This is a genomic window from Streptomyces sp. NPDC102490, from assembly GCF_044765285.1.
In the GTDB taxonomy this organism is placed as follows: Bacteria; Actinomycetota; Actinomycetes; order Streptomycetales; family Streptomycetaceae; genus Streptomyces.
The window spans coordinates 325,552-340,055 of record NZ_JBIWJU010000006.1; the positions used below are offsets into that span (position 1 = coordinate 325,552).

16 protein-coding genes are annotated in these 14,504 nt (G+C 71.8%); 5 read left to right on the plus strand and 11 right to left on the minus strand.

Features of this window, described 5'->3' with window-relative positions:
• Positions 1-5: 5 nt before the first annotated feature.
• The 5 genes from ACIRGB_RS15770 to ACIRGB_RS15790 form a co-directional block, all read right to left on the minus strand.
• Positions 6-671 (minus strand): response regulator, encoded by a 666-nt coding sequence (locus ACIRGB_RS15770; RefSeq protein WP_403864227.1) that lies wholly within the window; start codon positions 669-671, stop codon positions 6-8.
• Positions 668-1,867, minus strand: coding sequence for a sensor histidine kinase (locus ACIRGB_RS15775; RefSeq protein ID WP_403864230.1), 1,200 nt, complete (start codon positions 1,865-1,867; stop codon positions 668-670). Before ACIRGB_RS15775 ends, ACIRGB_RS15770 begins: the two co-directional genes overlap by 4 nt.
• A 2-nt stretch (positions 1,868-1,869) precedes the next feature.
• A complete protein-coding gene (locus tag ACIRGB_RS15780; RefSeq protein WP_403864233.1) occupies positions 1,870-2,397 on the minus strand; it encodes a hypothetical protein in 528 nt (175 codons plus the stop codon).
• A 181-nt stretch (positions 2,398-2,578) separates the two neighbouring features.
• A complete protein-coding gene (locus ACIRGB_RS15785) occupies positions 2,579-3,421 on the minus strand; it encodes an ABC transporter permease (RefSeq protein WP_403864236.1) in 843 nt (280 codons plus the stop codon).
• Positions 3,418-4,416 carry an ATP-binding cassette domain-containing protein gene (locus ACIRGB_RS15790; protein ID WP_403864239.1) on the minus strand — a complete coding sequence of 333 codons (999 nt, stop codon included), beginning with the start codon at positions 4,414-4,416 and terminating at the stop codon, positions 3,418-3,420. The genes ACIRGB_RS15785 and ACIRGB_RS15790 overlap by 4 nt, the downstream gene beginning before the upstream one ends.
• A gap of 94 nt (positions 4,417-4,510) precedes the next feature.
• On the opposite strand from ACIRGB_RS15790, the gene ACIRGB_RS15795 reads away from it, so the two are divergent.
• A complete protein-coding gene (locus ACIRGB_RS15795; RefSeq protein ID WP_403864242.1) occupies positions 4,511-5,335 on the plus strand; it encodes a TetR/AcrR family transcriptional regulator in 825 nt (274 codons plus the stop codon).
• Here the strand turns inward: ACIRGB_RS15795 and ACIRGB_RS15800 are convergent.
• The gene (locus ACIRGB_RS15800; RefSeq protein ID WP_403864245.1) at positions 5,309-6,286 is read right to left on the minus strand and encodes a WD40 repeat domain-containing protein; all 978 of its coding nucleotides are present in this window, start codon (positions 6,284-6,286) and stop codon (positions 5,309-5,311) included. The two genes, ACIRGB_RS15795 and ACIRGB_RS15800, sit on opposite strands and share 27 nt — an antisense overlap.
• 125 nt (positions 6,287-6,411) lie before the next feature.
• Here ACIRGB_RS15800 and ACIRGB_RS15805 point away from each other — a divergent pair, with 125 nt between their 5' ends.
• A complete protein-coding gene (locus ACIRGB_RS15805) occupies positions 6,412-7,092 on the plus strand; it encodes an SGNH/GDSL hydrolase family protein (protein ID WP_403864248.1) in 681 nt (226 codons plus the stop codon).
• Here ACIRGB_RS15805 and ACIRGB_RS15810 read toward each other — a convergent pair.
• A complete protein-coding gene (locus ACIRGB_RS15810; protein WP_403864251.1) occupies positions 7,074-7,838 on the minus strand; it encodes an aminoglycoside adenylyltransferase family protein in 765 nt (254 codons plus the stop codon). The two genes, ACIRGB_RS15805 and ACIRGB_RS15810, sit on opposite strands and share 19 nt — an antisense overlap.
• Before the next feature lie 90 nt (positions 7,839-7,928).
• Here ACIRGB_RS15810 and ACIRGB_RS15815 point away from each other — a divergent pair, with 90 nt between their 5' ends.
• Together ACIRGB_RS15815 and ACIRGB_RS15820 are read left to right on the plus strand one after the other, a co-directional pair.
• On the plus strand, positions 7,929-8,516 hold the full coding sequence (locus tag ACIRGB_RS15815) for a Uma2 family endonuclease (RefSeq protein WP_403864254.1): 588 nt from the start codon (positions 7,929-7,931) through the stop codon (positions 8,514-8,516).
• Between the two features lie 52 nt (positions 8,517-8,568).
• Complete coding sequence (locus ACIRGB_RS15820) at positions 8,569-9,561, plus strand: aldo/keto reductase (RefSeq protein WP_403864257.1); 993 nt, start codon at positions 8,569-8,571, stop codon at positions 9,559-9,561.
• A 141-nt stretch (positions 9,562-9,702) separates the two neighbouring features.
• Here ACIRGB_RS15820 and thpR read toward each other — a convergent pair whose 3' ends face one another.
• From thpR to ACIRGB_RS15835, 3 genes are all read right to left on the minus strand, one after another.
• On the minus strand, positions 9,703-10,275 hold the full coding sequence (gene thpR, locus ACIRGB_RS15825) for an RNA 2',3'-cyclic phosphodiesterase (RefSeq protein WP_403864260.1): 573 nt from the start codon (positions 10,273-10,275) through the stop codon (positions 9,703-9,705).
• Between the two features lie 420 nt (positions 10,276-10,695).
• Positions 10,696-12,063 carry an MFS transporter gene (locus ACIRGB_RS15830; protein WP_403864263.1) on the minus strand — a complete coding sequence of 456 codons (1,368 nt, stop codon included), beginning with the start codon at positions 12,061-12,063 and terminating at the stop codon, positions 10,696-10,698.
• Positions 12,064-12,090: 27 nt separating this feature from the next.
• Entirely contained in the window at positions 12,091-12,528 is a 438-nt protein-coding gene (locus tag ACIRGB_RS15835; protein ID WP_403864266.1) for a MarR family winged helix-turn-helix transcriptional regulator, read from the minus strand.
• A gap of 150 nt (positions 12,529-12,678) precedes the next feature.
• On the opposite strand from ACIRGB_RS15835, the gene ACIRGB_RS15840 reads away from it, so the two are divergent.
• The gene (locus tag ACIRGB_RS15840) at positions 12,679-12,867 is read left to right on the plus strand and encodes a hypothetical protein (RefSeq protein ID WP_003974640.1); all 189 of its coding nucleotides are present in this window, start codon (positions 12,679-12,681) and stop codon (positions 12,865-12,867) included.
• Between the two features lie 10 nt (positions 12,868-12,877).
• Here the strand turns inward: ACIRGB_RS15840 and ACIRGB_RS15845 are convergent, their stop codons facing one another.
• Positions 12,878-14,335, minus strand: a complete 1,458-nt coding sequence (locus tag ACIRGB_RS15845) for an NCS2 family permease (protein ID WP_403864269.1) — start codon at positions 14,333-14,335, stop codon at positions 12,878-12,880.
• Between the last annotated feature and the right edge of the window lie 169 nt (positions 14,336-14,504).

Genomic DNA, 14,504 nt, shown 5'->3' on the forward strand with positions numbered 1-14,504 from the left:
GCTCCTCAGGCCAGCCCCGCCGCCAGGGCGCGGCGGATTGCGTCGGCGCGGTCGCGGATGTGGGTCTTGGCGAACAGGTTGTTGATGTGGGTCTTGACCGTGGCCTCGCTGATGAAGAGCTTCTCGGCGATGCCCCGGTTGGACAGGCCCTGGCCGATCAGGGCGAGGACCTCGCGCTCGCGGGGGGTGAGGTCGTCCGGCAGGGGCTGCGGGGCGGCGGGGGCCTTCGCCCGGGCCGTGGCGAGCAGCCGGTCCTGGACCTCTCGGTCGAGTACGGACTGGCCCGCGCCGGCGGCCCGGATCGCCCGGGTGATGTCCTGGCGTCCCGCGTTCTTGGTGAGGTACCCGCGGGCGCCCGCGCCCAGCGCGCCCAGGATCGAGTCGTCGTCGGCGAAGGTGGTCAGGACGACCACCGCCACCTCCGGATGGTCCTCGGTCAGGCGACGGGTCGTCTCGATGCCGTCCATCACGGGCATCCGCAGATCCATCAGCACCACGTCGACGGGGCCGGCGGCCACCGCCGCCAGTACCTCCGTGCCGTCCGCGGCCGCCGCGACGACGTCGATGTCGTCGGCCAGCCCGAGCACCGCGGCGAGCGGCTCGCGCACGGCGGCCTGGTCGTCCGCGACGACCACCTTCAACCGCACGGGGCTCCCCACCTGTTCACTCATCCCGGAATCACCGCTTCCACCTGCCAGCCGCCCTGGTCCCGCCCCTCGGTGACCGGCCCCGCGCCGACGCTCCCGCCCAGCAGGGCGACGCGCTCGCGCATGCCGATCAGCCCCATTCCGCTGCCGACGCCCGGGGTCACCGCACGGGCGGCGGGCCGGTTGCGGACCCTCAGTGTGATCGACGCGGCGCTGAACGTCAGCTCCACGGCCACCCGTCCGCCGGGAGCGTGCCGGGCGGCGTTGGTCAGGGCCTCCTGGGCGATCCTCAGCAGGCCCTGGGTCACCTGGGCCGTCGGCTCGCGGACGGTACCGGTGACGGTGAGGGCGTCGTGGTGGCCCGCCGATTCGATCATCGCGGTGAGGCTCTCCAGCAGCGGCAGCGCGTCCTCCCGCAGCGCGTGCACGGTCCACTGCGCCTGCTTCAGGCTCTCCTTGACCAGGCTGTGGGCCTTGTCGTTGGCCTCCCGGACCTTCGCCAGGTCTCCGGTGTCGAGCAGCGCGTCGGCCAGTTCCAGCTGCATGTTGATCCCGGCGAGGGAGTGCGCGAGGACGTCGTGCACGTCCCGGGCGATCCGGCCGCGCTCGGTGAGGACGGCGGTGCGGGCCTCCGCGCGGGCGGCGCGCTCCGCCGACTCGGCGGCCGAGAGCGCCGACCGTACGGCCTGGCGCTGGGTGCGGTTGAGGATGCCGACCACGACCGGGACGCCGGTGGTGAGTCCGAGCACCCAGGGCAGCTCCGGGTCTCCCGGCCCGAGGTGGAAGTACAGGACCCCGGTGCAGAGCAGGGAGCACGTCGCCGCGAGGGTGAGGGCCCGCCCGGTGTCGAGCCGGTAGCCGATGTGCCCGGCGAGGAAGTAGGCGAACAGGTAGCTCGTGCCGCTGCCGCTGACGCCGAGCAGGGCGGCGGCCAGAGCGATGCCGAGCGTCAGCCAGGTGAGCGCCACCCGCGGCGGGACCCGGTTCTCGGGCAGGGCCCGGGCCAGCAGGGCCGCGGAGTTGAGCACGAAGAGGACGGCGACCGCCAGTCCCTGGCCGCTGATCCCCATGGGCCGGATCGTCAGGGCTCCTACGACGATGACCGCGAGGGTCAGGGCCCACTGTGTACGCGGGTCCTGACCGGGGACCGGCCGCGGGTCCGCCCCCGGGTCCGGGGGCGGGGTGCTCTGGGTGGCGGACACCGGCCGAACATAGCGCACGGTCAGGCCGCACGGCCGAGGACGGGCACGGTGGGGGACACCGTCCGGGCCCGGCTGCGGCTGCGCAGGTAGAGGGTGCCCACTCGCGTGACCACCTCGGTGACCGCCATCAGCACGAACGCCGCCACCCAGGCCTGGTCGCCCGTGATGTGGTGGGCGATGCTGAACCGGGCGACGTCGTCGGCGCCGCCATGCTCGACCCAGACCTGGAAGCCCATGCGGGCGCCCATGCCCAGCACCCACAGGAGCGCCGAGACGGCGCCGGCCTTGATCATGAGGTGCCCGTCGAGGGCCCGGATCCGGGTGTAGACGCCCCCCGCGACGCCGAGCACCGCGCCCACGGCCGCCAGGGCCGCGATCAGCACCAGGTCGTTGCCGCCGGTCGGGACGGAGTCCAGGTAGGAGTACGCCACGAAGGCCACGATCCCCAGCGGGATCAGGAACGTCCTGCCGTCGAGTCGCCCTTCCCGCAGCTGCCGGAAGACGACGAGGACGAGGGCGATGTCGGTGATCCACTCAGTCGTTGTCATGCCCTCAAGGCTGCTCCGACCAGGCGCTCCGCACCTGGTCCCACGGGTGGAACCGGGGGTGGAGTTTCCCCGGACCCCCGGACCCCCGGCCCCCCCGGCCTCCACCCCGGCCCGGCCGTGGGTCTCCGCCCCCGCCCCGCCGCCCCGGACGCCCCAGACGCCCCGGACGCCCCGGACGCCCCTACCGGCCGAGCCGCTGGAACCGGCGTACCGCCAGCGGCAGGAAGACCGCCGTCAGGACCACCGGCCACACACCCGCCATCAGCAGCGCGTGCTGCTCGACCCACGAGTCGCCGCCGCCGACCGGTGTGCCGAACAGGTCGCGGGCGGCCGCCGCCGTGGAGGAGATCGGGTTCCAGGCGGCCACCCAGCCCAGCCAGTCGGGCATGAGCTGCGGGGCGACGAAGATGCTGGAGATCATCGTCAGCGGGAAGGCCACGGCGAACAGGCCGCCCGCCGCCTCCGGGTTGGGGACCAGCAGGCCCAGCCACACCCCGATCCAGATCAGCGCGAACCGCAGCCACAGCAGCAGCCCGAACGCGGCCAGGAAGCCCCAGCCGCCGTCCGGACGCCAGCCCATGGCCATCGCCGTCAGCATCATGATGGCCAACTCCGCGCAGGCGACGAGCAGATCGGTCACCCCGCGCCCCGCCACCACCGCGGACGACGCCATCGGCATGGAGCGGAACCGGTCGATGACCCCCTTGGTGGAGTCGTACACGACGACGGTCGCGGTGTTGATGAAGCCGAACGCCATGGTCATCACGAACATGCCCGGCATCAGGAAGTCCTTGTAGTCCCCGCCGCCGGGCACCGTCAGCGCGCTGCCGAAGACGTAGCCGTAGAGGAGGACGGACAGGATCGGGAAGCCCAGCTGCCAGGCGATGTTGACGGGCTGGCGCTGGTAGTGGGTCAGGCCGCGGCGGACGATGTTGCCGCAGTCGGCGAGCAGCCAGGAGAGGCGGCCGCGCTCGGGCGGGGCCGTCGTCGCACCGGCGGCGCCGCCGAGGTCGAGGGTGCTCATGCCGCCACCGCCTCCTTCTGCGTGCTCGCCGCGTCCTGCGCGTGCTCCGCGCCCGTGCGGTGGCCGGTCAGGCGCAGGAACACGTCGTCGAGACTCGGCCTGCGCAGTCCGATGTCCTCCACGGCGACGCCCTCGTCCTGGAGGGTGCGCGCCACCTCGGTCAGGGCCGACACCCGGTCGGTGACCGGGGCGTGCACGCGCAGCGCCTCCTCCTCCACCGCCGGTTCGCCCCGGCACACCCGGGCGACCGTCCGTACCGCCCGCGGGATCTCGGTCCGGTCGGCGACCACGACCTCGATCCGGTCGCCGCCGACCAGGTCCTTCAGCCCGTCCGGGGTGTCGTCGGCGATGGCCCGGCCCCGGTCGATGACGGTGATGCGGGAGGCGAGCTTGTCGGCCTCCTCCAGGTACTGCGTGGTCAGCAGGACCGTCGTGCCGCTCGCCACCAGCGCCCGGACCGACTCCCAGACCTCGCCGCGGCTGCGCGGGTCCAGGCCCGTCGTCGGCTCGTCCAGGAACAGGACGGACGGGGCGAGGATCATCGACGCGGCGAGGTCCAGGCGGCGCCGCATGCCGCCGCTGTACTTGCCCACGCCCCGGTCGGCGGCGTCGGTCAGGTCGAACCGCTCCAGCAGCTCCGCCGCGCGCGCCCGGGCCCCCCGGCCGCCCAGGTGGAACAGGCGCCCGAACATCTCCAGGTTCTGCCGGCCGGTGAGCACCTCGTCCACGGCCGCGTACTGGCCGGTGAGGCCGATCCGCGCCCGCACCTCGCGGGCCTGCCGGGCGAGGTCCAGGCCCGCCACCTCGGCCCGTCCGCCGTCGAGCCGGATCAGTGTGGACAGGATGCGCACGGCAGTGGTCTTGCCCGCGCCGTTCGGCCCGAGCAGGCCGTGCACGGTGCCCTCGCGGACGGTCAGGTCGAAGCCGTCCAGGGCGCGTTTGTCGCCGTATCTCTTCTCCAGGCCCTCGGCCCGTACCGCGTACGTGTCGCTCATGGGTCCCAGCCCCCTTTCGCTTCCCAACTGAGTACACCGTACCCGATTAAGCGTACGCCGTACCCAGTTTTTGCCGCGGACTTAAACTGCCCCCATGGCGAGCGGTACGGAGACCAGCGGCAGCGGCGACATCGGCCGCACCCTCGAACTGTTGTGGGACACCGGCCGGCGCCCCAGCCGGGGCCCGAGGCCGGGGCTGACGCTGGAGCGGATCGTGGCGGCCGCCGTCGAGGTCGCGGACCGGGACGGTCTCGGCGCGGTCTCGATGCGCCGGATCGCCACCGAGCTGGGCACCGGCACGATGTCCCTGTACCGCTACGTCCCCGGCAAGGGCGAGCTGCTCGACCTGATGCTGGACCGCGTGCAGCGCCCGTCCGAGAACCCCGCCGACCTCGGCGACGGCGGCTGGCGCCCGGCGCTGCACGCCCTCGGCCACGCCACGCTCGCCCTCTACCGCCGCCACCCCTGGCTGCTGGAGGTCAACCAGTCCCGCCCGATCCTCGGCCCGTCCGCGCTGGACAGCATGGAGAAGGTGCTCGCCCGGATCAGACCGATGGGCCTGACCGACCCCGAGCTGATCTCGGTGATCGTCATGATCGACGGGTACGTCGTCGGGGCCGCCCGCACGCAGGTGTACGAGCGGGAGGCCGAGCGCAGTTCCGGGCTGACGGACGCGGAGTTCTGGCAGGCCCAGGAGCCGGTGCTGGTGAAGGCCATGAGCAGCGGGCGCTACCCCGTGCTGTCCTCCCTCTCCGAGGACGCCTTCGGCACCGGCTTCGACCACTTCGAGTTCGGGCTCCAGCGCATCCTGGACGGGCTGGAGGTACTGGTGACCGCCCGCCGGGCCGCCGACGCCCCGGCCACGGGGGACGCCCCGGCCGCGGCGGACGGCTCAGCGGCGCCGGAAGGCCCGGCGTAGGCCGAGCAGGGCGGCGAGCGCGACGAGCAGTCCGACCGCGCCGACCTTGAGCGTGATCCCGCCCGGGCCGTCGGACCCGCCGGCGGCGTCGGCACCGCCCCCGCCCGCACCCCCGCTCTTCCCGGGCACGTCCTCGGCCTTCACGGGGCTGTTCGCGCCCTCCATGCCGAGCAGCAGCTTCTTGCCGTCGGTGGTGTAGGTGGCGGACTCGCCCTGCCCCAGGGGCACGCTGATCCGCCCCTCGCGCCGGATCTTCCCGCCATTCCAGTCGTACCAGATGCCCCCTAGGTAGCCGCGCACGGCGAGCTGCTCGCCGTCCGGGGAGAACGCGGCGTCCGTCGCCCAGAGGTCGACGGGGACGGTGGGCTTGAAGACGTTGGTGCCGGAGGACGACAGCTTCGCCGGGCCCTCGTACAGGTGCCCGCCGTCCTCGTGCTTGTCGATGAGGTAGACCCGCCCGGTCTTCGGGTGGACCAGCATCGACTCGGCGTCGCGGGAGCCGTCCGCGTACTTCACCACGTACTGCGTCGCCTTGACCGTCTGGTCCTTCAGGTCCTTCGGCTCGGGCAGCTCGTAGATCCACACGTACGGCCAGCTCACGCCGTCGTTGTCGCCGATGTCGCCGACGAAGATCCTGTTGCCGGGTCCGATGGCGATCGCCTCGACGTCCCGGGGCGTGCCGACGCCGGACAGCGCGACGCGGGCGACGGTCTCGCCGGTGGCGCCGTCCACGGCGTAGAGGTAGGGCCCGGTGTCCTGGTCGTTGTGCGTCCAGTAGACGCCGGGGTGCAGACGGGACGCGGCGAGGCCGCTGGACTCGGTGATACGCGGGTCCTTGATGGTGAACCCATCGCTCCCGGCGGGCCCGTCGCCCCCGTCCGCCGCTGAGGCGGGCACGGCGAACGCGCCCACGAGAAGGGCCGAGGCGAGGAGGGCGAAGGGTCGGCGCATGCGCCAAGCCTGCCATCCCGCGCGGGCGTTCACGTCGCCGGTCACCCCGCCGGTCACCCCCGCCGGTCACCCTGCGTGGTCGGGCTCACATCGCGCCGGTCGGGCCGATCGTCCATCATGAGCGGATGCTCAGGTTCATGTTCGTCGGTGACTCCATGACGATCGGAAGCGCCGGCGAACACACGTGGCGCTACCGGCTGTGGCAGCATCTGCGCGACTCCTGCGGCCGCCCCTTCACCTTCGTCGGCCCGCGCGAGACCCTCCACGACCAGGTGACGGACGCGCCCACCTCGTACGCCTACGCCGAACCCGACTTCCCCCGCGCCCACCTGGCCGGCTGGGGCGAGGGCTGGCACCACATGGCCCCGCTGATCGAGGAGACGGTACGGGCCTGCCGCGCGGACGTGCTCCTGGTCTCCCTGGGCCTGATCGACCTCGGCTTCTACACCAACGCCGAGCAGACCGACGCCAACGTCCGCGCCTTCCTGGCCGCCGCCCGGTCGGCGAACCCGCGCGTCCGCGTCGCCGTGCTGCCGGTGCTCCACAACATCCGGGGGGAGACCGACCCGTCCTTCGCCGAGCAGGTCGCCCGCTTCAACGAACTCCTCGCGAAGACCACCACCGACCTCGACGACCCGCGCTCCCCGCTGCTGTTCGTCCCGCCGCCGACGGCGTACGACTTCCACACGGACACCTACGACGGCACGCATCCCAACGAGAGCGGCGAGCACCGCATCGCGGAGGCGTTCGCGACGGCGATGGACGAGGAGTGGGGGCTGGGCGGGCCCTACTCCCCCGCCCCGTAGGCCGCCCGGATCTCCCGGACCAGCCGGTCGGCACAGGACCGCACCGCCCGGCCGCTCCAGTCCTCCGTCTCCCGCCCGAGGTAGACGGCGCGCGCGTGGGCGAGCGGCGGCCGGTCCCCGGCGGGCAGCCGCCCGAGGGCCCAGTCCGCCGCCGCGTCCTTGGACCGGATGTCGCCGGTGACGAGCGTGCTCCAGACCCGGGCCAGGGTGAGCAGGACGTTGCGCGTGTCCGACGCCAGCTCCTCCAGCAGCCCCGGCACCCCGGCGGCGATCGCCCGCCGCAGGTCGCCGTGCGGCACGGGGTCGAGCAGGGTCGCGGGCGGCGGGCCGTACAGCGGGGCGTCGGCGCGCAGCACCATGGTCAGGAGCGGGGCCAGGTCGGGGTCCTCCGCCGGCTCCGGGACGGCGCCGCGTTCGCAGGCACCGCGCAGCCACTCGCCGTACAGGTACTCCCGGCGGGGCGGGTACCGCCAGGGCCGGACCTCGTCCCGTACGACGGCGATCAGCTCGACGGGGCGTCCTTCGCCTCCTGACACGCCGAGCAACTCCCGGGTGAGCCCCGCGCGTTGCCCGTGCGTCGTCGGACGCGCCAGCACGACGAGGAGGTCGAGGTCGCTGTACGGGCGCAGCCCGCCGAGGGTGGCGGAGCCGTGCGCGTAGACGCCGAGCACGTCGCCGTCCTCGTCGAGGTGACGCCGGACGAGGGTCACGAGGTGGTCGGTGCGGTCCCGGTCCCGCTCTGGCATATGCGCGTCCTCCCGTGTCCAGGTCGCCGTGCGTATCGTTGTACCGCGCGGCTGCACTCGTCGTTGGGTCAGCCGGGGAGGAGCGCCACGATGACCGTCGTAGACGACAGGATCGCCATGGCCGACATCAACACTGAGCGCCTGGACGAGTGGTTCGAGCGGCTCGAGCGGATGCCTGTCCCCGAAGGATTCAGGGCCGAGGTCGTCGGGGGCACCGTTCACATGACACCGCAGCGCGGCACCCATTGGGACATCATCTTCGAAATCGCATGGGACATCCGGTCCCATTTCGGAAGGCGTGCCAAGGTGCTCTCGGATGTCCGCATCGACTTTCCGGGCCACCAGAACGGTTTCTGCCCGGACGTGGTCAAGATGCGCGACGGCGCGAAGGAGGACGACACGGGCCACTGGCGCCACCAGGACGTCGAGTTCGTCGCCGAGGTCATCTCCCAGGGCACCGCCGCCAACGACTACGGCCCCAAGAAGCTCGCCTACGCCGCCGCCGAGGTTCCCCTCTACCTGATCGCCGACCCGTACCAGGGCCGCTGCCACATCTTCACGCACCCGAAGGACGGCGACTACACCACCGAGACGAGGGTCGTCTTCGGGGAGGACCTGGACCTCACCGACACCGTCCTCGGCCTCACCCTCAGGACCGACGTCTTCCCCCGCGACTGACCGCCCGCCACCGCTTGCCTGGAGCGCACTCCAAGTCGTTGGCTTGGGGACCATGAAGTACACGCAGCTCGGACGCACGGGACTCAAGGTCAGCCGGCTCGTCCTCGGCACCATGAACTTCGGTCCGCAGACCGACGAGGCCGACAGCCACGCCATCATGGACGCGGCGCTGGACGCCGGCATCAACTTCTTCGACACCGCCAACGTGTACGGCTGGGGCGAGAACAAGGGCCGTACCGAGGAGATCATCGGCAACTGGTTCGCCCAGGGCGGCGACCGGCGCGACAGGACCGTCATCGCCACCAAGGTGTACGGCAACATGGGCGCCGACGGCGAGGCGTGGCCCAACCACGACAAGCTGTCCGCCGTGAACATCCGGCGGGCGGTGGACGCCAGCCTCAAGCGCCTCCGGACCGACCACATCGACCTGTACCAGTTCCACCACATCGACCGCGCCACCGGGTTCGACGAGATCTGGCAGGCCATCGACACCCTGGTCCAGCAGGGCAAGATCCTGTACGCCGGGTCGTCGAACTTCCCCGGGTACAAGATCGCGCAGGCCAACGAGACCGCCGCCCGGCGCGGCGGCACCATCGGACTGGTCAGCGAGCAGTGCCTGTACAACCTGGCCGAGCGCCGCGCCGAGATGGAGGTGATCCCGGCCGCGCGGGACTACGGTCTCGGCGTCATCCCGTGGTCGCCGCTGCACGGCGGGCTGCTCGGCGGGGTCATCAAGAAGGAGGTCCAGGGCGGGCGCCGGGCCTCGGGGCGCGCGGCCGACGCCCTGGCCGACCCGGCGAAGCGGGCGCAGATCCAGGCGTACGAGGACCTGCTCGACAAGCACGGGGTGGAGCCCGGCGAGGCCGCGCTGGCGTGGCTGCTGACCCGGCCCGGCGTGACCGGCCCGATCGTGGGGCCGCGCACCGCCGAGCAGCTCGCGTCGGCGCTCAGGGCCGTGCAGCTGGAGCTGTCGGACGAGCTGCTGACCGGGCTCGACGAGGTCTTCCCGGGCCCGGGGCCCGCTCCGGAGGCCTTCGCCTGGTAGCGGGGTGAGGTGGTGAGCGGGGCGGCGGCCGCCCCCCGGGCAGGTCAGCCGAGGGCCGCCGCCATCGCCACCACCACGAGCATCAGCACGAGCACACCGGCCATGATCCGGTTACGGGTCTTCGGGTCCACGCCCCCGAGCCTAACCGGACGCGCCGAGCGGACTGCGGGCGACCGCCTCGTAGCGGGGCTGCTCGCCCGGCACGCCCGACTCCGGCAGGTTGCTGCGGACCAGCGCCAGGTCGGTCACGGTCCAGGTGGGCCCGGTGAACCCGGCCAGCGCCTCGACGTAGGGGCGGACGTCGTACGCCTGCCTGCTGCGGGCCAGGGTCAGGTGGGGCTTGTAGCGCCGGTGCTCGCCCATCGGGACGCCCGCCCTGCGCCCCGCCGCCTCCGCGCGGTCGGCCAGCAGCCGCAGCGTCGCGAGCCCGCCCTCCGCGCCCGCCCACAGCGCCCGCCCGCGCCCGAACTGGCCGCCGCCGCGCAACGCCAGCTCGAAGGGCGGCGTACGGCGGGCCGCCCGCTCCAGGCGGGCCGACAGATCGGGTACGAGATCGTCGTCGACCTCGCCGTAGAAGGCGAGCGTGAGGTGCCACCCGGGACGCCCGGTCCAGCGCAGCCCGTCCGCCCCGGGCAGCCCCCGCAGCACGGCCACCTCGTCGGCGAGCGAGGCGGTGACGCCCTCGGGCGGCAGCACGGCGGCGAAGAGTCTCATAAGGCCACAGTCTGCCCGGCATGACGCCCGCGCCGCGGCGGACGTTGTACCGCTCGGTTGTATCCGACCCGGGAGGCACCGCAGACATGACCGACAGCAATGACGCACTCACTCTCGACATGATGTTCGAGTGGCTCGAAAAGCTACCTGTCCCTGAGGGTTACAAGTCCGAGATCGTCGGCGGCCACATCTTTCTGTGGCCGCAGCGGGACACCCACTGGGACATCACCATGTGCATCATCGAACAGTTGCGCGCCACGTACCCGCGCGAAGTCGTCTCCGCGGAGACCGCCGGCAACGACTACGGTCCCAAGAAGGACGCCTACGCCACCGCCGGCCATCGACCTGACCGGCACCGTCGTCGGCCTCACCCTCAAGACCGACGGCTTCCCCCGCGACTGACCGGGCACCGACCCCGGCCTACGCCACCCGGGCCAGCGTCTCCCGGCGGTCCCGGGGTACGAAGCGGACCTGTGGGTGGCCGCGGTGCCAGCCGACCGACAGGCGCAGGTTGCCGACGCGGGCCAGGACCAGGCCGATGACGAGCGCGGCGGTGGCGGCCACCGCGCCGCCCGCGGCGAAGCCGGCCCGGGCGCCGTAGGTGTCCGTGACCCAGCCGACGATCGGGGCGCCGACCGGGGAGCCGCCGAGGAAGACCATCATGTACAGGGCCATCACGCGGCCCCGCATGGCCGGGTCGGTGGACATCTGGATGCTGGTGTTGGCGGTGACGTTGACCGTCATGCTGAAGACGCCGATGGGGACCATGAGCAGCGCGAAGAGCCACAGCTCGGGCGCGGCCGACGCCACGATCTCCAGGGCGCCGAAGCCGAGCGCCGCCGCGATCAGGACCCGCAGCCGGGCGGTGCCGCGGCGGGCGGCGAGCAGCGCGCCGGCCAGCGAGCCGACGGCCATGAGGGTGTTGAAGAGGCTGTACGCCCCGGCGCCCGCGTCGAAGACGTCGTCGGCGAAGGCGGACAGGAAGACCGGGAAGTTGAAGCCGAAGGTGCCGATGAAGCCGACCAGCACGATGGTCCAGATCAGCTCGGGGCGCCCGGCGACGTAGTGCAGGCCCTCGCGCAGCTGGCCCTTGCCGCGCGGGGCGCGCTGGACGGTGTGCAGCTCGCGGGCGCGCATCAGCAGCAGGCAGCTGAGCGGCGCGACGAAGGACAGCCCGTTGGCGAGGAACGCCCAGCCGGTGCCCACCCCGGTGATCATCAGACCGGCGACGGCGGGGCCGACGAGCCGGGCGGACTGGAAGTTGGCCGAGTTCAGACTGACCGCGTTCTGCAACTGGTCCCGCCCGACCAGCTCGGAGACGAAGGACTGGCGGGCCGGGTTGTCCATGACGGTGGCCAGGCCCATCGCGAAGGCGGCGACGTAGACGTGCCAGACCTGGACGTGGCCGCTCAGGGTGAGGACGGCGAGGGCGAGCGCGGTCAGGGCCATCGCGGACTGGGTGACCAGCAGCGTGGGCCGCTTGCGCAGCCGGTCGACGAGGACGCCGCCGTAGAGGCCGAAGAGCAGCATCGGCAGGAACTGGAGGGCGGTGGTGATGCCGACGGCGGCCGAGGAGCCGGTGAGGCTGAGCACCAGCCAGTCCTGGGCGATGCGCTGCATCCAGGTGCCGATGTTGGAGACGACCTGCCCCAGGAAGAAGAGGCGGTAGTTCCTGACCTTCAGGGAGGCGAACATCGACGTCTTGCGGGGGGCGTCGAGGGTGGTGGTGGCCGGGTTGCCGTGTCCGTCAGGTGCGGGGGCGGAAGCTGCTCCGGGTCCCGTACTCAAAAGGGTTCGCCTCCTCGCGAGAACTGCTTACTTGTGTGCGAGCTTCTCCAGCACGGGGGCGGCGGCGCGCAGTGTCGCCCACTCGTCCTCGTCGAGCCCCTCCACCAGGGTGGCCAGGAACGCGTTCCGCTTGCGGCGGCTCTCCTCGAGCATCACCACGGCCTGCTCGGTCTGCGTCACGACCTTCTGGCGCCGGTCCTCGGGGTGCGGCTCCAGCCGGACCAGCCCCTTGGCCTCGAGGAGGGCCACGATGCGGGTCATCGAGGGCGGCTGGACGTGTTCCTTGCGGGCCAGCTCGCCCGGGGTCGCGCTGCCGCAGTTGGACAGGGTGCCCAGCACCGACATCTCGGTGGGGCTGAGTGACTCGTCGACCCGTTGGTGCTTGAGCCGACGGGACAACCGCATCACGGCGGAGCGCAGGGAATTCACGGCGGCGGCGTCGTCGCCATGCTTGAGGTCCGGCATGTTCCTTAGCGTAACTCATTAGTCTCGCGAAATACCACCGCTCAACCGCCCGTCTCCCCGTGACACCCGCCACTGAAACCCGCAGTTCACCCGTACGAGTGAGTCGTTTCCGGAAATCGGAGCATCACCCGGGGGAGCCGGGCGACCCTCGTGCTCATGGGGACCAGCGTGCTCAGCCTGCGGATAGACGGGGAGCTGCTCGACCGGCTCCGGGACCATGCCGCCAAAAGAGGAATGAGCGTCCAGGACTATGTCGTCCGGACGCTCATTCGCGATGACTTCGACGAGCGGTTCCAGTCCGCCGTGGAGGAGACGGAACGCTTCTACGGGGTGCCGTGACCCCGCGGGATCACGTCAGGCCCAGGGCCGGCATCAGGTAGTAGAAGGCGAAGACCGCCGACACCACGTGCATCGCCACCGGCACCTCGCGGCCCCGTCCGGCCGCCAGGCGCAGCACCGAGAAGGTGATGAAGCCCATGCCGATGCCGTTGGTGATCGAGTAGGTGAACGGCATCATCAGCATCGTCACGAACGCCGGGATGGCGATCGTGAAGTCCGACCAGTCGATCTCCCGGATCGAACCGGCCAGGATCAGGAAGCCGACCGCGATCAGCGCCGGGGTCGCCGCCTGCGACGGGACCATGGTGGCGACCGGCGTGAGGAACAGCGCCAGGGCGAACAGCCCGCCGGTGACGATGTTGGCGAAGCCGGTACGGGCGCCCTCGCCGACGCCCGCCGTGGACTCCACGAAGCAGGTGGTGGCGGAGGCGGAGCTGGCACCGCCCGCGGCGACCGCGATGCCGTCGACGAACAGGACCTTGTTGATGCCCGGCATCTGGCCCTCGCCGTCGGTCAGCTTCGCCTCGTCGCCGACGCCCATGATCGTGCCCATCGCGTCGAAGAAGCACGACAGCAGCACCGTGAAGACGAACAGCACGCCGGTCAGGACGCCGACCTTGTCGAACCCGCCGATCAGGCTGACCTCGCCGACCAGCCCGAAGTCGGGCGTGGCGACGGGGTTGCCGGGCCACTCGGGAGTGGTCAGGCCCCAGGACGGGATGTCGGTGACCGCGTTGATGATCATCGCGACGCCGGTCATCACCACGATGGAGATCAGGATGGCGCCCGGGGTCCTGCGGACGATCAGCGCCAGGGTCAGCAGCACACCGAGGACGAAGACCAGAACGGGCCAGCCGTGCAGGTGGCCGCCGACGCCCAGCTGGAGCGGGACGGTGGTCTGCGCGGCGTCGGGCATCCGGGTGATGAAGCCCGAGTCGACGAGGCCGACGATCATGACGAACAGGCCGATGCCGATGGAGATGGCCTTGCGCAGGCCGTAGGGCACCGCGTTCATCACGCGCTCCCGCAGACCGGTGGCGACCAGCAGCATGACGATGAAACCGGCCAGCACCACCATGCCCATGGCGTCCGGCCAGGACATCCGCGGGGCGAGCTGGAGGGCGACGACCGAGTTCACGCCGAGGCCGGCGGCCAGCGCGATCGGGACGTTGCCGATGACGCCCATCAGGAGGGTGGTGAAGGCGGCCGTCAGGGCGGTGGCGGTGACCAGCTGGCCGTTGTCGAGCTGGTTGCCGTACATGTCCTTCGCGCTGCCCAGGATGATCGGGTTCAGCACGATGATGTAGGCCATCGCGAAGAAGGTGGCGAAGCCGCCGCGGATCTCACGGGGCAGCGTGCTGCCGCGCTCGGAGATCTTGAAGTAACGGTCGAGGCCGTTCTGCGGGGGCTGCCGGTCTTCCGGCGGCTCGGGGGACGGGGGGACCTTGGCGGAGGCCGAGGTGGGCATGCGGGGACCTCATCACCAACAGGTTCCCCCACGGCCTTGTCGGTGTTCCTATTGGTGTTTTCTACGAACGAAAGCGGTCAGAGACAAACGGGTTCAGTATGAACGTATGAGCCACAGATCGCTATCTCCGCGCGTAGACCCCCGGAATCACCGTGTGGCGCCGCACCGT